Below are 15,651 nucleotides of genomic sequence, written 5' to 3' on the forward strand. Positions count from 1 at the left end.
GGGTTTGTGTTTCAGCTTAGCCAGGGGTTGGTGGCCAGATGATTGCGTTCGAAGGCTTTGATTTGTTCGCTGCGCTGCAAGGTGCTGCCGATCGCATCGAGGCCCAGCAGCAATGCGGTTTTGCGCAAGGTGTCGATCTCGAACGGGATGACCCGACCGTCGTGGAGGCGAATCTCCTGATCTTCCAGATCGACATTGATCAGCGCGCTCTCCGGCTCACTGACCACTTGCCCAAGCCGCTGTGACATTGCCTCATCGAGGGTAATCAACAACACGCCGTTACGCTGGCAATTGTCATAGAAAATCCCGGCAAAGCTGCTGCCGATCAACGCCCGAATCCCCATCTGTTTCAGACCCCAGACCGCGTGTTCCCGACTCGACCCGCAGCCAAAGTTCGGCCCGACCACCATGAAACTTGCGCCCTGCCATGCCGGTTTGTTCAGCACGAACTGGGGATTCAACGAACCGTCCGGCAAGAACCGCAGGTCAAAAAACAAACCACGATCCAGCCCCGCGCGGTCGATGCCCTTGAGAAACTGCTTGGGCATGATCACGTCGGTGTCGATATTGGCCGCGAGCATCGGCGCGGCCTTGCCGGTGACCTGAGTGAACGGTTGCAGGCTCATGCGCGGTCTCCAAAGTGACGGATGTCGGTCAGGCGGCCGGTGATCGCGGCGGCGGCGACCATCGCCGGGCTCATCAGGTGCGTGCGCGCGCCCGCGCCCTGGCGGCCTTCGAAATTGCGGTTGGTGCTGGAGGCGCAGCGGTCGCCGGGTGCCAGCACGTCGTCGTTCATCGCCAGGCACATCGAGCAGCCGGACTGTCGCCACTCGAACCCGGCCTCAATAAAGATCGCCGCCAAACCTTCGGCTTCAGCCTGATTGCGCACTTCGGTGGAGCCCGGCACGATCATCGCCCGCACGTGCCCGGCGACGTGTTTGCCGCGCACCACGCTGGCAGCATCGCGCAGGTCTTCGATGCGCGCGTTGGTGCAGGAGCCGATAAAGGCGTGGCTGATGACGATGTCGCTCAGCGGCATCCCGGCTTCGAGGCCCATGTAGTTGAGAGCGCGGCGCATGTCCTGACGCAGGATCAGGTCGCTGACGTCTTGCGGGTCCGGTACGCGAGCGCCGATCGGTGATGCCTGGTCCGGGCTGGTGCCCCACGTCACCATCGGTTCCAAGGCGCTGGCGTCGACCCGGACTTCACGGTCGAAGTGCGCGTCCGCATCGCTGTGCAAGGCGCGCCATTTCTCCAGCGCTTGCTCCCACAACGCACCTTTGGGTGCGCGGGGTTTGTCCTTGAGGTAGGCGAAGACCTTCTCGTCCGGGGCCATGAACGCGCCCCGCGCCCCGGCCTCGACGGCCATGTTGCAGATGGTCATGCGCGCTTCGACGCTCAAGGCATCGATGGTCGAACCGCGAAACTCGATGGCGTACCCGGTGGCACCGGACGCGCCGATCTGGCCGATCAGCGCCATGATCACGTCCTTGGACGTCAGCCCCGGCGCCAACTCGCCTTCTACCGTCACGCGCATGCTTTTCAGGCGTTTGTAGACCAGGGTCTGAGACGCCAACAGGTGCTCGATCTCCGAGGTGCCGATGCCAAAACCGAACGCACCGAGGGCACCGTAGGTGGTGGTGTGGCTGTCGCCAGCGGCGATGACCATGCCCGGCAGAATGAAGCCCTGCTCAGGCGCGATGACGTGTTCGATGCCTTGGCGTTTGTTGAGGATGTCGATCAGTTCGATGCCGAAGTCCCGGCAGTTTTCCGCCAGGTACGACACCTGCCGCGCACCACCGGGGTCGGGCATGGCGGCGATGCGCACGGGTGCGGTGGGGTTGACGTGATCGACCACCGCCAGCGCGGTCCCGGCACGCCAGACGCCGCGTTTGGCCTCGCGCAAACCGCTGAATGCCTGGGGGCTGGTGTATTCGTTGATGACCTGGCGATCGATGTACAACAGGACGTGGCCCTGGTCATCGAGGCGACACACCGTGTGGGAATCGATGTGTTTGTCGTAGAGGGTTCTTGCTGGCGTCATGGAGGGGCTCGCTCAGGCTCGCGGGTGAAAGGCGTCTGAACTCCATCTTAGGGAGTAGGCCCTGGCCATCAATGGCCGGAGAGTGATCCCGTGAACCATGGTTCGTGTTGGATCGGTTCACCAGGAAGTGTCCACCATGTCCCCGGTCTATACAAAAAGCCCCAAAGTAACCAAAGGGCTCTTGCCCCTGATGCTCGGTGCCTCGCCCAGGCTCGGCATGCCCTCGAGGGGGCGGGCACCGCAAAAGCAAAGCGAGGCGGCCTACCGGCCTGGCTAAGGCGTACGTGTTTACTTCGGCACACTTGTGTCCCTGTAGGAGCTGTCGAGTGAAACGAGGCTGCGATCTTTTGATCTTGATCTTTTCAAGAGGCTGAACGTACGCATTGCTTAGGTCGGGTAAAGCAACGGCAAGATCAAAAGATCGCAGCCTCGTTTCACTCGACAGCTCCTACAGGGGAGGTGTGTGTCGAGGAACGCGTGCATCTGCGCCAGGCCGGCCGGTAGGCCGACTCTTTTCCAAGTAACCCGTTGTAAGAGCGGAACCATAGGCGGCCGTTACCAAAAAAACGGATATGCACCCAACCCCAACCCCAACCCCAACCCCCCACAGATTTTCATGTACAAACAGAAACAGGAAACATTTACTTTCACATCACCGTTCGGGATTTCCGTTGCTCATCCGTCCTATATAGATGCAGTCGGTCCGCGTAGGCAAAAGCCACGGGCCGGCCTTTCATGGACCTCATCGCTGGGAAGCCCGCAGCAGAGGCCCTCCCATCGATACAAGACCTTTAATCATGTCGAAGAAATCCCGCTCCAAACTCTGGTTTCTGGTCCACAGCTGGCTGGCCTTGCCGATCTGGTTTTTCGTGCTGATCGTCTGTGTCACGGGCACGCTGGCGGTGGTCAGCCAGGAAATCGTCTGGCTGGCCAACCCGCAGATGCGCGCCAGCCAGCCTTCGGACGATGCGCCGCTGCTCAGTTATGACCAGATCATTGCCGTCATCAAGAAGGCTGAACCGAACACCCTGGTCGAAGGCATCAGCCGGCCCGACGAGTCGCACTTCGCGCTCGATGTCGATGTCAGCTACCCCGACGGTCGCTCGGTGAAGGTTTACGTCAACCCGTACAGCGGCGTGATTCAGGGCACCGCCCCGCAGTTCAATTTCCAGGCCTTCACCCGTGCATTGCATGGCTGGTGGCTGGTGCCGTTCACCAACGGTTACAGCTGGGGCTGGTATCTGGTGTCGTTTTTGAGCCTGCCTTTGCTGGCGTCGTTGGTCACCGGGCTGGTGGTCTACAAGAAATTCTGGAAAGGCTTCTTCCGACCGACGTTGCGCATTCGTCACGGGGCGCGGATTTTCTGGGGCGACTTTCACCGCCTGAGCGGCATCTGGTCGATCTGGTTCATCGCGGTGATTTCCATCACCAGCACCTGGTTCCTGATCCAGGCGTTCATGTTCGATAACCAGGTGTCGATTTCCACCGCGCCGGTGGCCTTGGTGGTTCCGCGTGAGAGCGTACCGGTGAGCACCGATGGCTCGCCGGCGCCGATGATCAGCCTGGAAGCTGCGATTGCTCAGGCCAAGGAGCGCATTCCCGGCCTGGAAGACAGCTTCGTCAGCATGCCCGCCAATGCCTACAGCTACCTCACGGTGGGCGGTCGCAGCTGGTATCCGTTGATGTTCCAGACCGCCGAGATCAACCCGTACACCGGCGATGTCGCCGCCACTCGCCTGCTGTCGGACCGTTCCGGCCTGGAGCTGGTGACCGAATCCATGCGGCCATTGCACACCGGTGATTTCGGCGGCATCTGGATCAAGCTGATCTGGTTCTTCTTCGGTTTGATCCTGAGCATGATGGTCCTCAGTGGCCTGCTGATCTGGACCAAACGCACCGCCCTCGCCGCGGCCAATGCCCTCAAGCGCAAAGACAAACGTCCGCGCACCGCCGCCGTCACCAGCCGTGAAACCACGGAGGTCAGCCAATGAGCCTGTTCACCGCTGACAAACCCGCCTCGAAACTGAGCCGCTTCTGGCACAAATGGCGCTTCCACATCAACGTTCTGCTGTTGCTGGTGCCGCTGGGCTTCATGCCCAAATACTTTGCCGACGCGGCACTGTTTCGCGGTGATACCGGGCTGGGTGAACGAGAAATCGGTGAAGTGAAGGTCGGGCCGTGGAGCTTGCGCCTCGCCGAATTGCGCAACGAAGCGCCGACCCTCGATGGCCCGGCCGGCCACATGAAAAACTTCAACGCGGCCCTGTGCGACAGCTGCCGCGATCAGGTCAAGGCCACTTACCTGCGCATCGGCAAACCGCGCAGCCTGCGCGCCGCCGGGGTGATTTTCTTCGGCACGCCGTACCGCATGGGCGCCATGCTGCCGATCCCCGACAAGACCAAAGCCGACGCCGAACTGTGGATCACCATGGAAGGCTGGGACGGCGCGATGCATCAAGCGTCGATCCCCCTGAGCCAGGCATCCCCCGCCACCCTCGCGTGGCTGAACAAACAAGGAGGCAAACCATGACGCTACGTTCTTTAAACGCGGCTTTGCTGGTGCTCTGCGCCGGCTTCAGCGCCAGCGCCCTGGCCCACAACCCGATGTGCGAATGCAAAGCCATCGACGCCGAACAAATCAAATGCACCGGCGGTTTCTCCGACGGCAGCGGCGCGCCAGGCGTGACGCTGGATGTGATCGGCTACGACGAAACCATCCTGGTGCCGGGCAAGCTCGGTGCCGATTCGACCCTGACCTTCAAGAAGCCGGGCGCCGAATTCTACGTGCTGTTCGACGCCGGCCCCGGCCACGTCGTCGAGATCGACCAAGCGGACATCGAAGCCCCATGAGTACGCCTACTACCCACGTTGTCCGCCCGGCCGGTGCCGGCCATGAAACCCTGTATGTGTTGCTGTTGTGCCTGATGATCCTGGCGGTGGCCGGCTCGGTGGTCGCCTGGCGCCATGAGTCTCAGGAAGTCAGCAGTGTTGGCAGCCATCAACTGGATGCCCGGCGCGACTTGAGCGCGTCCGAGCAAGGGATCTACGCCGATCTGCGGGTGACCCTGGACGAGATTCATCTGCTGCGCCAGGAACAGCAAGCTCTGCCGTCCCCCGCAACGCTTGCTAATGAAGGCTTTGCACCGTTCGCCCAGGACGCCAGTTCCGTCAGCCGTGGCGGTCATGCCTGGCAGTTGCTCGACGCCAAGGCTTACTTCGGCCAGAGCCAGACGCCTGCCGTGGCCGGTTCATTTTTGATGCGCCTGACTGCTGACGACGATGCGCCGGACGTCTGGCTCAACCGCGGCAAAGCCCTCGCGGCACCGACCGATCTCACTGACGCCGCGCTGGAAAGCGCCGGCTGGCAGCAGATCGTCGCGCAATTCGATGCCGGCGTGACCCGCCAGCACCGGCACTGAACCCTCGACTCACCCGAGAGAAGACCGCTTTCCCATGCCTAGTTCATCTCAACGTTCTTTCCTGCGCCCGCTACTGGTCGGCCTGCTTGCCTTGCTGCTGACGCCACTGGCCAGTGCCGACGAGGCCAAGCGCCTGCGCATCGGCATCACCCTGCACCCTTATTACAGCTATGTGGCCAATATCGTCGGTGACAAGGCCGAGGTGGTGCCGCTGATTCCGGCCGGCTTCAACCCGCACGCCTACGAGCCGCGCTCCGAAGACATCAAGCGCATCAGCGGGCTCGACGTGATCGTGCTCAACGGCGTCGGTCATGACGACTTCGCCGACCGCATGATCGCCGCCAGCGAAACGCCGAACGTCCCGGTGATCGAAGCCAACGAAAACGTGCCACTGCTGGCCGCCACCGGTGTCGCCGCACGCGGTGCCGGCAAGGTCGTGAACCCGCACACGTTCCTGTCGATCAGCGCCTCGATTGCCCAGGTCAATAACATCGCCCGGGAACTGGGCAAGCTCGACCCGGCCAACGCCAAGACCTACACCCAGAACGCTCGCGCCTACGGCAAGCGCCTGCGGCAGATGCGCGCCGATGCCCTGGCGAAACTGACCCAGGCGCCAAACGCCGAACTGCGGGTGGCCACGGTGCACGCCGCTTATGACTACCTGCTGCGTGAATTCGGCCTGGAAGTGACCGCCGTGGTCGAACCGGCCCACGGCATCGAGCCAAGCCCGAGCCAGCTGAAAAAGACCATCGACCAACTGCGCGAACTCGACGTGAAAGTGATCTTCTCCGAGATGGATTTCCCGTCCTCCTATGTCGACACCATCCAGCGTGAGTCCGGGGTCAAGCTGTACCCGCTGTCGCACATTTCCTATGGCGAATACACCGCCGACAAATACGAAAAGGAAATGACCGGCAACCTCAACACCGTGGTTCGGGCGATTCAGGAGTCGGGGAAATGACCGCTAAAGAAACCATCAGTGCACAAAACCCTGGCCAAACTGACACCGAATCCCCTGTGGGAGCGGGCTTGCTCGCGAAAACGGTGGGTCAGTCAACATTGATGTCGACTGACACTCCCTCTTCGCGAGCAAGCCCGCTCCCACAGGGTTCGGGGCCGACGCTGGATTTTGCGCAGGTCAGTTTGACGCTGGGCCGCACGACGATCCTCGACAACGTGACCTTCCAGGTCCAGCCCGGCAGCGTGCATGCGCTGGTGGGCCCGAACGGTGGCGGCAAGAGTTCGCTGATCAAGACGCTGCTCGGGCAGATGCCACATCAGGGTCGCTTGAGCCTGCAATGGCCGGGCACACCCGGGACCATCGGCTACGTGCCCCAGGCGCTGGAATTCGATCGCGGCCTGCCAATGACCGTCGACGATTTCATGGCTGCGATGTGTCAGCGCCGTCCGGCGTTCCTCGGTTTGAGCAAGCATTACGCGGCAGCCATTGGTGAAGCGCTGGAACGGGTCGGCATGCAAGACAAACGCAAGCGGCGCATGGGCGCGTTGTCCGGCGGTGAGCGTCAGCGCGTGTTGCTCGCTCAAGGGCTGATCCCGGCGCCGCAGTTGCTGGTGCTCGACGAACCGATGTCGGCCCTCGATGAGGCCGGCATCCAGGTGTTCGAACGGCTGCTCGGCGACTGGCGCCAGAGCGGCATTACCGTGCTGTGGATCGAGCATGATCTGGAAGCGGTCGGACGTCTGGCCGATCGCGTCACCGGGCTTAATCGCCGGGTGCTGTTCGATGCCACGCCGAAACAGGCGCTGACCCCGGAACGCTTGCTGACCCTGTTCTCGACCCATCCACGGAGCGCTGCCTGATGAGTTATGAAGCCTTTCGTTTGATGGTCCAGGGTTGGGCGTCTTCGGGTTACCTGCCCGAAGCGCTGGCCTATGGATTTGTGGTCAACGCGCTGCTCGCCGGCTTGCTAATCGGCCCGGTGCTGGGCGGTCTGGGCACGCTGGTGGTGGTCAAGCGCTTCGCGTTTTTCTCCGAGGCGGTGGGTCACGCGGCACTGACCGGCGTGGCCATCGGCATCCTGCTCGGCGAACCTTACACCGGACCTTACGGCAGCCTGTTCGGTTACTGCCTGCTGTTCGGCATCCTGCTCAACTACCTGCGCAATCGCACGGGGCTGGCGCCGGATACGTTGATCGGCGTGTTTCTCTCGGTGTCGCTGGCGCTGGGTGCAAGCTTGCTGCTGATCCTGGCGGGCAAGATCAACGTGCATATTCTCGAAAACGTGCTGTTCGGTTCGGTGCTGACGGTCAACGGTAATGACCTGCTGGTGCTGGCCATCGTCGGCTCGCTGGTCATGGCGCTGGCCTTGCCGCTGTACAACCGCATCATGCTCGCCAGTTTCAACCCGCAGCTGGCGGCGGTGCGTGGTGTAGCGGTGAAGACCCTGGATTATCTGTTTGTGATTCTGGTGACCCTGATCACCGTGGCCGCGGTGAAAGTCATCGGTGCGATCCTGGTCGGTGCGCTGCTGGTGATTCCGGCCGCGGCGGCGCGCTTGCTCAGCCAATCACTGAAGGGTTTCTTCTGGTGTTCGGTGCTGATTGCCACGGTCAGCACGCTGTGCGGGATCCTCGCGCCGATTGTCTTCGACCTGCCTATTCCGTCCGGTGCCGCGATCATTCTGGTGGCCGGTATCGCCTTCGCCCTCGCCGCCATTGCGCGTGGCGTCGTCCCAAGCCTGAAAGGGAATCTCGGATAAATGTCTTTTTCTCTGCGTCAATTGACCTTGGCCGTCGCCCTTTGTGGGCTGGTCAACACCCCGCTGCTTGCGGCTGACAACACCAAGCCGCTGCGCGTGCTGGCGTCCTTGCCCATCACTTACGGGCTGGGCGAAGTCCTGCTCAAGGGCACCAACGTCAGTCTTGAGCGTGCCGCGCCGGCGAACCTGCCGGGCAGCCGTCAGACCGCGTACTTCACCGGGCGCGGCGCGCCAGCGCTGGCCAAACTGGCAACCGACGCCGATGCGGTGATCGGTCTGCGTTCGCTGTGGGCGGATGATCCGCTGTACCCGATTTCCCGGCGCAGCAACATCCGTATCGTTGAGGTCGATGCCGCGCGCCCGGTGGATGGCGCCCTGCCCGGCATTGCCGTGCAGCCGGGCAACAAGGTTGATGGCTTGAACAGCCAGCCGTGGTTTTCCAGCAACAACATGGGGCGGATGGCCGATGTGATGGCGGCAGACCTGGTGCGCCTGGCGCCCGAGGCCAAGCCTGCGATCGAGGCCAATCTGGCAGCGTTGAAGCAGCGGTTGCTCAAGTTCAGTGCCGACAGCGAAGCGCGGTTGGCCAGTGCCGACAACCTCAGTGTGATGAGCCTGAGCGATCACTTTGGCTACTTGATCGGCGGGCTGAATCTGGAACTGGTCGGCCTCGATGCGCGGCCGGATGCCGAGTGGACACCTGAGGCACTGAAGCAATTGGGCGCGACGCTAAAAGACAATGACGTGGCGGTGGTGTTGCATCATCGTCAGCCGTCGGATGCGTTGAAAGCGGTGATTGCCGAGGCTGGCAGTCGGTTGGTGGTGTTGAGCGTGGACGCGGCAGATCCAGTGGCTGAGCTGGAAGGGAATGTGGATTTGCTGATAAAGGGGTTGAGTGGTAAGCCATCGGCCTAAGATCAAAAGATCGCAGCCTCGTTTCACTCGACAGCTCCTACAGGTTTCCACGGATCCTTTGTAGGAGCTGTCGAGTGAAACGAGGCTGCGATCTTTTGATGTTCCACATGCAAAAAAGCCCGCTGACCTTACCGGTTCAGCGGGCTTCTTTTTGCGCCGTGACTTAATTCGCCACAGCCGCCTGCTCGTCCATCTTCTGACGCAAGCTCAGCGGGCGCATATCGGTCCAGGTTTCTTCGATGTAGGCCAGGCATTCCTTCTTCAGGCCACTCTTGCCCACGGTGCGCCAGCCGGCAGGCACGGCTTTGTAGTCAGGCCAGATCGAGTATTGCTCTTCGTGGTTGACCACGACCTGAAAGAGGATGTCCTCGCGGTCGAATACTGACGTCATGGTGTGTCTCCATCGCTGTAGGGTGGGCTGCACTGCGTGCGCAGCCGGTCTGTAGAAGGAACGTTCCAGGTGCGGAAAAATTTAGAGGCTTGCAGTGGCAGCAGCCATGGCCCGGCCAAAAATCTCCGCTACGCGATCGATTTCCGCGGCAGTAATCACCAACGGTGGCAGGAAGCGCACCACGCCGCCGTGACGCCCGCCGAGCTCAAGAATCAGCCCACGCTTGAGGCATTCACGCTGCACCAGCGGCGCCAGGCGACCGAAGATCGGCGGATGACCCAGTGCATCGGGCGTGCCCGTCGGATCGACCAGCTCAACGCCGAGCATCAAGCCGCGACCGCGAATGTCGCCCAGTTGCGGAAAGTCCCGCTGCAGGATCCGCAGGTGTTCGCTCAAGCGTTCGCCCATGGCGGCTGCGTGCTCGCAGACCTTGTTTTCGGTCAGGTAACGCATCACCGCAGAACCCGCGGCCATGGCCATCTGATTACCCCGGAAGGTTCCGGCATGGGCGCCCGGCAGCCAGGTGTCGAGCCAGTCGCGATAGACCACCACCGCCAGCGGCAGACTGCCGCCGATGGCTTTGGACATCACCACCACGTCCGGAATGATCCCGGCATGCTCGAAGGCGAACATCTTGCCGGTGCGGGCGAACCCGCTCTGGATTTCATCGACGATCAGCGCCACGCCGGCCTGCTCGGTGATGCGTCGCAGGCCGCGCAACCAATCGAGATCCGCCGGGATCACCCCGCCCTCGCCCTGCACTGCTTCAACGATCACGGCCGCCGGCAATTGCACGCCGGCCTCGGGATCATTCAGCAGGTTTTCCAGGTAGCTGAGGTTGACCTTTACCCCTTGCGCGCCGCCGAGCCCGAACGGGCAGCGGTAATCGTAGGGGTATGGCATGAACTGCACGCCGCTGCTGAGCAAAGCGCCCAACGGCTTTTTCGGCCCCAGGCTGCCCATCAGGCTCAGCGCGCCCTGGCTCATGCCGTGATAACCGCCCTGGAATGACAACACGGTGCTGCGTCCGGTGGCGGTGCGCACCAGTTTCAGCGCGGCTTCCACCGCGTCGGTGCCGGTGGGGCCACAGAACTGGATCTTCGCTTGCGCGGCCAAGGCCGGTGGCAGCAGACCGAACAGGTCCTGAACAAACTGGTCCTTGACCGGCGTGGTCAGGTCGAGGGTGTGCAGCGGCAACTCATCGGTCAGCACTTGCTGGATCGCTTCGATCACCACCGGATGGTTATGCCCCAGGGCCAAGGTCCCGGCACCGGCCAGGCAGTCGATGAAACGGCGGCCTTCAACGTCTTCGACATAAATGCCCTTGGCGCGTTTGAGCGCCAGGGGAATGCGCCGCGGGTAGCTGCGGGCATTCGATTCCTGCTGGTTTTGACGGGCCAGCAGCGGCGATTCGTTGAACTGATAAAGCGTCTCGGCCGGCGCCGGAGTGATCCGGGCCGACTGATCTTCCATAAGGCTGGTAGCGACTGACATCTCTCGACCCCTCAATAAGGTTTTCCTGTTCTGGAAACGCATCAGGGTGCCGAGGATTTAGACCCTCGATCAGCTTTCTATGAAGGCGGTGTCAGCGCCTTGTGCATGGGAATGGCGTGGAGCCCGGCCACGGTGAAGATTTCGGCGCAGGGCCGGTAGCCCAAATGACGATAAAAAGCTTCGCTGGTGCGGGTGCTGTTGAGTTGTGCCCGGGCCAGCCCCTGATCGACCAACCAGCCTTCGAGGTCGTGAACCAGCGCCTCTCCGGCACCACGACGGAACCATTCCGGCTGCACGTAGCAGAACGCGACCTTGCCACTGATCGCCGCCATCGCGACACCGACCGGTTTGTCCTGCAACAGGGCAATGTTCAGGTACAACCGTTGGTCGGCCAGCCAGGGTTGGACGTGCTCGATGGTTTTGTTGTGGGTCCAGGTGGCGACGGTTCGCGGGTCGTTGCGGTGGTCGAGCGCGCAGCCGACGCGGATGGAACGTTCAACGATCCGGCTGATGATGCCGGCGTCAGCGGGGGTTGCTTTGCAGATGTGAATCGATGCATCCATGGCGCTGTTACCTCAATCCATTGAGAAAAAGCTGCCGGGGACGATAGCGCCGTTAGCGCTGCACAACTAATGGAGAGACGTAACTTTTGATGTACACCACCGACTCAATGTAGGAGCTGTCGAGTGAAACGAGGCTGCGATCTTTTGACTTTGATTTTTTAAAAACAAGATCAAAAGATCGCAGCCTCGTTTCACTCGACAGCTCCTACAGGGGCTTGTGGTGGGGGTTAGAGGGGTTGTAACGGCATGGTCAACTCAACCCGCAACCCATCCGGGCGACTGTCGAAATGCAGGGTGCAGCCGCAGCGCTGGACAATCGCCTGGACAATCGCCAGGCCCAATCCGCAGCCGGTGCTCTGACCGTGGCGCCAGAAGCGTTGGGTCAGGTGTTGCAGATCGTCTTCGGCAATGCCCGGGCCGTGGTCGCGGACCAGAAAGCGCGCGCGACTGCCGGTGGTTTCCAGGCTCAGCTCCACCGCCCCGTCGCCCGGGGTATGGCGAAGGGCGTTGTCCAGCAGGTTGCGCAATGCGGCGATCGACAGCACCGCAGGCATTTGCACCGGCGCATTGGAGAATTTCGTCGGCATTTGCAGCTTGATACGCCGACGATCACCACTGGCGGCGTCCTGAATCGCGAGTTTCGCCACTTGCTCGGCGCTGCACTGCACGCCGTCGTCGAACGACAGACTGCCCTCGACCCGCGCCAGCAGCAGCAATTGCTCCAGCGTGCGGTGCATGCGGTCGGCGCCCTCTTCGGCCCGGGCCAGGGATTGATCCCGGGCCGCGCCGTCGGTCATGCGCGCCACTTGCAAGTGAGTTTTGATGGCCGTCAGCGGGCTGCGTAATTCGTGCGCCGCGTCGCCGGTCAGGCGGCGCTCGCGTTCGATGGTCTTGCCGATGCGCTGGAACAACTGATTCTGCGTATCCAGCAACGGTTGAAGTTCGCTGGGCAGCGGCTGGATCTGCAAGGGTTCCAGGGAATCAGCACTGCGGCGCATCAAGGCATCGCGCATCCGGTTCAGCGGCGCCAGCCCCTGGCCAATCCCCAGCCACAACAGACAAAGGCAGCCGAGCAACGCCACGCCCACCGGGACCGAAGCGGCCAGCAGGATCGACATGTTCAGCGCCTCGCGCTCGATCTGCCGGTCAGCGGTGGTGATGCGCAAATCACCGCGAGCCAGGGTGAAACTGCGCCACGGCGCGCCGTCGATCATCTGATCGTGGAAGCCCATTTTCTCGGCTTCGAGGGTTTGTTGCGGGTCGGTGTGACTGCGGGCAAGGATTTCGCCGCGCAACGAGCTGACCTGGCAGGCCATGCCGCCGGGGATGTTCAATTGCTCAGCGCTGAAATGGGTGCCCTCGCCCTTGGTCGGCAATGCCGGCAATTGCTCCATCAGACCGGCAACCATGCGCGCCGATGCCACCAGCCGCTGGTCGAGGGAAAACATCATTTGGTTGCGCAGGTCGCTGAGCATCCAGGCCGCCGCCAGGGCCCAGATCAGCGCAAAGGCGGCGCCGAGCGTCAGGCTCAGGCGCAAACGCAGGCTCATCACTTTTTCAATTCCTCTCCACCATCGGCCGGCCCCAGGCGATAGCCCAGGCCGCGCACGGTCTCGACGATGCCATTGCCGAGTTTGCGCCGCAGGTGATGGATATGCACGTTGAGAGCGTTGCTTTCCAGTTCGTCGTTGAACCCGTAGACGCTGTCCTTCAACTGTTCGGTGGACAGCACCCGGCCACGGTTATGCAACAGGGCCTGCAACAGCGACTGCTCGCGACGCGAAAGGTCGACGGACTGACCGCCGAGCATGGTTTCGCGGCTGCTCGGGTCATAGGTCAGTCGGCCGTGTTCGATCAGGTTGACGCTGCGCCCCGCCACTCTTCGCAACAAGGTGTGCAGGCGAGCGGCGAGTTCACGCAGGTCGAAGGGCTTGAGCAGGTAATCGTCGGCGCCGGCCTGTAAGCCATCAACGCGGTCAGTGACTGAGTCCCGCGCCGTGAGAATCAGCACCGGAATCTCCAGGCCACTGTGACGCAACTGCTGGAGCAGCTTCAGGCCATCCTCATCGGGCAGGCCGAGGTCGAGCACCATGACATCAAACTCGGCGACCTTGAGCATCGCCCGTGCCGAGGACGCCGTCGCAACGTGCTCCACGGTCAAGCCCTGGGCGGTGAGGCCGGCGACAATGCCGCTGGCGATCAGCTCGTCGTCTTCGCAAACCAGTACGTGCATGGGTGCTCCATGAGCAAAAACGCGAGTGAAGCAGACGAGGATTAAGCCGCAATTATGGCAAGTCCCACTGCAGACGAGAAGCACGGCCTGCCGTCAAGCCGTCGCATGAGCGTATCAGAGGGATATAGGATATTCGCCTGATTATTTTAGTGCGTTAGTTGGCAATACACAGTCCGGTTTCAAACCGAAACAACTCCCACTAAAAAACCATACCGAACAGCATTACATCGCGATAATCTAAACCCGCCACACACAACAGCTATCCATTTAAAAAACACCATCTAAAAAACTTCATTTGACTGAAAGGACTCAGATCATGCCAAAACTCAATAACGTTGTTGCCGTCGACTGGCGCGCAGGAAAAGATAAAATCTACTTCTTCTTCAAGGACACCAATCAATACTCGCGATTTGATATTGGCTCGAACACGGTTGAAGCGGGTTTTCCTGCCAACATTACATCCGATAGCTGGGGGGCCGTACATGCTCAGCTCAAGAACCTGCGCTTCGGATTCACAGCGCCCGCACTGGGAGGCTCCTGGGGCGGAGGCGATGATATTTTGTGGCTATTTTATTACGGCGGCGATACACCGATGGTCTGCAAGTACGATCAGGACCTTGACAAGCCCGTCGGCAACTATCGCCTTGAAGATTCCCTGTGGAGTTCCTTGCTTCCTTACTTTGACAAAATAGTTGCTGGCACTTGGTGGGATACTTTCGCACCCAAAAATACATTTCGATTCCTGATGAATGATGGCCACTACATCGTATTTAACCACACAACAAAAACAACAACACGACTGCCGATAACACCCGCCTCGTGGCCCGGACTTTCACAGTATAAAGATCGAATCATAACGGCGGCGCAAAACGATGCTCCTCTTATCGACACCTACTACTATATTTTTCTCACGAACAACGAATACATCAGGTACAACCTCAAAAACAACAAGGCGGAGACGGGTCCTGTAAAAATCAATGACGGCAATTGGCCTGGACTCTTGCGGGGCTGAGGTTCAGGGCAGGCAATACCCAATGTCTCTTGATTATCGATACACCCCTTACCTACTGAAAGGATTCAAAGCATGCCGGCACTTGAAAATACTGTCGCTGTCGATTGGCGCTCAGGAAAGGATAAATTCTACTTTTTCTACAAAAACACCAACACTTACTCCCGCTTTGATATCGATGACAACAAAGTCGCAGATGGGTATCCCTGGACGGTTAAAGGAAGATGGGGGACATTCGAAGGTCATGTAAAAAACCTGCGATTTGGATTTACAACCACGGCTTTAACGCTTGACCGCCCAATGGACCGTTCTGATCTTGATATCCTCTGGCTGTTCTACTACGAGCAGGATATCCCTATGGTCTGTGCCTACAATCAAGACACTGACAAAGTCATGCACACAAGGCCTGTGGGTGGGACAAAATGGAAACTGCTACTTCCTTACTTCGACCGAATTATTACTGGCACATGGTGGCAAACAAATCGCAGCTCGTTGTTTAGATTTATCTTGAACGACGGAAACTCGCTTTATTTGGACTGGGGCGAGACGCCTCAAAATCCTCGAATCGACTATTCCGGCGACAAATATGACGACAATCTCTTTAATCCGGTGGTGACGCCCACTCAAACAATACGGCTTGACCCTATCACAGAGACTACTTGGCCAGGTCTGGCACCCTACAAGGATCGAATTATCACAGGGATGCAGAAAGATCGAACATTTGCCGACAATTATTACTATATTTTCCTGACTAACAATCAGTACCTGATATACAACATTCCGAAAAACGCACTGGTGTCTGGCCCACACTCGGTAAACGACGAGTCCTGGCCAGGGCTGTTGCGCAATTGAGGATTTGAAGC

The 15,651-nt window shown here is 60.4% G+C and carries 17 protein-coding genes; 10 read left to right on the forward strand and 7 right to left on the reverse strand.

The window, feature by feature from the left end; translation table 11 throughout:
- Positions 1-11: 11 nt before the first annotated feature.
- Complete coding sequence (gene leuD, locus ACA049_RS21380; protein WP_497329639.1) at positions 12-626, reverse strand: 3-isopropylmalate dehydratase small subunit; 615 nt, start codon at positions 624-626, stop codon at positions 12-14.
- Complete coding sequence (leuC, locus tag ACA049_RS21385; protein WP_497329641.1) at positions 623-2,044, reverse strand: 3-isopropylmalate dehydratase large subunit; 1,422 nt, start codon at positions 2,042-2,044, stop codon at positions 623-625. Before leuC ends, leuD begins: the two co-directional genes overlap by 4 nt.
- A 797-nt stretch (positions 2,045-2,841) precedes the next feature.
- On the opposite strand from leuC, the gene ACA049_RS21390 reads away from it, so the two are divergent.
- The 8 genes from ACA049_RS21390 (at position 2,842) to ACA049_RS21425 (ending at position 9,098) form a co-directional block, all read left to right on the forward strand.
- A complete protein-coding gene (locus ACA049_RS21390) occupies positions 2,842-4,035 on the forward strand; it encodes a PepSY-associated TM helix domain-containing protein (RefSeq protein WP_497329643.1) in 1,194 nt (397 codons plus the stop codon).
- Complete coding sequence (locus tag ACA049_RS21395) at positions 4,032-4,574, forward strand: PA2404 family protein (protein WP_497329645.1); 543 nt, start codon at positions 4,032-4,034, stop codon at positions 4,572-4,574. The genes ACA049_RS21390 and ACA049_RS21395 overlap by 4 nt, the downstream gene beginning before the upstream one ends.
- Positions 4,571-4,894 carry a hypothetical protein gene (locus ACA049_RS21400; RefSeq protein ID WP_109633514.1) on the forward strand — a complete coding sequence of 108 codons (324 nt, stop codon included), beginning with the start codon at positions 4,571-4,573 and terminating at the stop codon, positions 4,892-4,894. The genes ACA049_RS21395 and ACA049_RS21400 overlap by 4 nt, the downstream gene beginning before the upstream one ends.
- Complete coding sequence (locus tag ACA049_RS21405; protein ID WP_497329647.1) at positions 4,891-5,463, forward strand: DUF6162 family protein; 573 nt, start codon at positions 4,891-4,893, stop codon at positions 5,461-5,463. The genes ACA049_RS21400 and ACA049_RS21405 overlap by 4 nt, the downstream gene beginning before the upstream one ends.
- 34 nt (positions 5,464-5,497) lie before the next feature.
- A complete protein-coding gene (locus ACA049_RS21410) occupies positions 5,498-6,424 on the forward strand; it encodes a metal ABC transporter substrate-binding protein (RefSeq protein WP_497329649.1) in 927 nt (308 codons plus the stop codon).
- 101 nt (positions 6,425-6,525) lie between these two features.
- A complete protein-coding gene (locus ACA049_RS21415) occupies positions 6,526-7,284 on the forward strand; it encodes a metal ABC transporter ATP-binding protein (RefSeq protein ID WP_497336928.1) in 759 nt (252 codons plus the stop codon).
- Complete coding sequence (locus tag ACA049_RS21420; RefSeq protein WP_003226663.1) at positions 7,284-8,183, forward strand: metal ABC transporter permease; 900 nt, start codon at positions 7,284-7,286, stop codon at positions 8,181-8,183. Before ACA049_RS21415 ends, ACA049_RS21420 begins: the two co-directional genes overlap by 1 nt.
- Positions 8,184-9,098, forward strand: coding sequence for a metal ABC transporter substrate-binding protein (locus ACA049_RS21425; protein WP_497329651.1), 915 nt, complete (start codon positions 8,184-8,186; stop codon positions 9,096-9,098).
- A gap of 163 nt (positions 9,099-9,261) precedes the next feature.
- On the opposite strand, the gene ACA049_RS21430 is transcribed toward ACA049_RS21425, so the two are convergent.
- The 5 genes from ACA049_RS21430 to ACA049_RS21450 all read right to left on the reverse strand — a co-directional run bounded on the left by ACA049_RS21430 (position 9,262) and on the right by ACA049_RS21450 (position 13,779).
- The gene (locus ACA049_RS21430; RefSeq protein WP_010461182.1) at positions 9,262-9,489 is read right to left on the reverse strand and encodes an MbtH family protein; all 228 of its coding nucleotides are present in this window, start codon (positions 9,487-9,489) and stop codon (positions 9,262-9,264) included.
- Positions 9,490-9,570: 81 nt separating this feature from the next.
- A complete protein-coding gene (locus ACA049_RS21435) occupies positions 9,571-10,983 on the reverse strand; it encodes an aspartate aminotransferase family protein (RefSeq protein WP_497329653.1) in 1,413 nt (470 codons plus the stop codon).
- Between the two features lie 77 nt (positions 10,984-11,060).
- The gene (locus ACA049_RS21440; RefSeq protein WP_497329655.1) at positions 11,061-11,546 is read right to left on the reverse strand and encodes a GNAT family N-acetyltransferase; all 486 of its coding nucleotides are present in this window, start codon (positions 11,544-11,546) and stop codon (positions 11,061-11,063) included.
- 227 nt (positions 11,547-11,773) lie between these two features.
- Positions 11,774-13,099, reverse strand: coding sequence for an ATP-binding protein (locus ACA049_RS21445; RefSeq protein WP_497329657.1), 1,326 nt, complete (start codon positions 13,097-13,099; stop codon positions 11,774-11,776).
- Positions 13,096-13,779 (reverse strand): response regulator, encoded by a 684-nt coding sequence (locus ACA049_RS21450; RefSeq protein ID WP_497329659.1) that lies wholly within the window; start codon positions 13,777-13,779, stop codon positions 13,096-13,098. Before ACA049_RS21450 ends, ACA049_RS21445 begins: the two co-directional genes overlap by 4 nt.
- A 316-nt stretch (positions 13,780-14,095) precedes the next feature.
- On the opposite strand from ACA049_RS21450, the gene ACA049_RS21455 reads away from it, so the two are divergent.
- Both ACA049_RS21455 and ACA049_RS21460 read left to right on the forward strand, forming a co-directional pair.
- Positions 14,096-14,791, forward strand: a complete 696-nt coding sequence (locus ACA049_RS21455; RefSeq protein WP_497329661.1) for a hypothetical protein — start codon at positions 14,096-14,098, stop codon at positions 14,789-14,791.
- Between the two features lie 72 nt (positions 14,792-14,863).
- Positions 14,864-15,640, forward strand: coding sequence for a hypothetical protein (locus ACA049_RS21460; RefSeq protein ID WP_497329663.1), 777 nt, complete (start codon positions 14,864-14,866; stop codon positions 15,638-15,640).
- Positions 15,641-15,651 lie beyond the last annotated feature (11 nt).

The organism is Pseudomonas sp. LBUM1662 (genome assembly GCF_059695915.1).

Bases quoted from the DNA above. Each gene is read 5' to 3' on its own strand.
- ACA049_RS21420 (WP_003226663.1), top strand. From the start codon at position 7,284: ATGAGTTATGAAGCCTTTCGTTTGATGGTCCAGGGTTGGGCGTCTTCG.
- ACA049_RS21430 (WP_010461182.1), bottom strand. From the start codon at position 9,489: ATGACGTCAGTATTCGACCGCGAGGACATCCTCTTTCAGGTCGTGGTC.
- ACA049_RS21435 (WP_497329653.1), bottom strand. From the start codon at position 10,983: ATGTCAGTCGCTACCAGCCTTATGGAAGATCAGTCGGCCCGGATCACT.
- ACA049_RS21390 (WP_497329643.1), top strand. From the start codon at position 2,842: ATGTCGAAGAAATCCCGCTCCAAACTCTGGTTTCTGGTCCACAGCTGG.
- ACA049_RS21410 (WP_497329649.1), top strand. From the start codon at position 5,498: ATGCCTAGTTCATCTCAACGTTCTTTCCTGCGCCCGCTACTGGTCGGC.
- ACA049_RS21405 (WP_497329647.1), top strand. From the start codon at position 4,891: ATGAGTACGCCTACTACCCACGTTGTCCGCCCGGCCGGTGCCGGCCAT.
- ACA049_RS21450 (WP_497329659.1), bottom strand. From the start codon at position 13,779: ATGCACGTACTGGTTTGCGAAGACGACGAGCTGATCGCCAGCGGCATT.
- ACA049_RS21455 (WP_497329661.1), top strand. From the start codon at position 14,096: ATGCCAAAACTCAATAACGTTGTTGCCGTCGACTGGCGCGCAGGAAAA.
- leuC (WP_497329641.1), bottom strand. From the start codon at position 2,044: ATGACGCCAGCAAGAACCCTCTACGACAAACACATCGATTCCCACACG.
- ACA049_RS21400 (WP_109633514.1), top strand. From the start codon at position 4,571: ATGACGCTACGTTCTTTAAACGCGGCTTTGCTGGTGCTCTGCGCCGGC.
- ACA049_RS21425 (WP_497329651.1), top strand. From the start codon at position 8,184: ATGTCTTTTTCTCTGCGTCAATTGACCTTGGCCGTCGCCCTTTGTGGG.
- ACA049_RS21440 (WP_497329655.1), bottom strand. From the start codon at position 11,546: ATGGATGCATCGATTCACATCTGCAAAGCAACCCCCGCTGACGCCGGC.
- leuD (WP_497329639.1), bottom strand. From the start codon at position 626: ATGAGCCTGCAACCGTTCACTCAGGTCACCGGCAAGGCCGCGCCGATG.
- ACA049_RS21460 (WP_497329663.1), top strand. From the start codon at position 14,864: ATGCCGGCACTTGAAAATACTGTCGCTGTCGATTGGCGCTCAGGAAAG.
- ACA049_RS21395 (WP_497329645.1), top strand. From the start codon at position 4,032: ATGAGCCTGTTCACCGCTGACAAACCCGCCTCGAAACTGAGCCGCTTC.
- ACA049_RS21415 (WP_497336928.1), top strand. From the start codon at position 6,526: ATGTCGACTGACACTCCCTCTTCGCGAGCAAGCCCGCTCCCACAGGGT.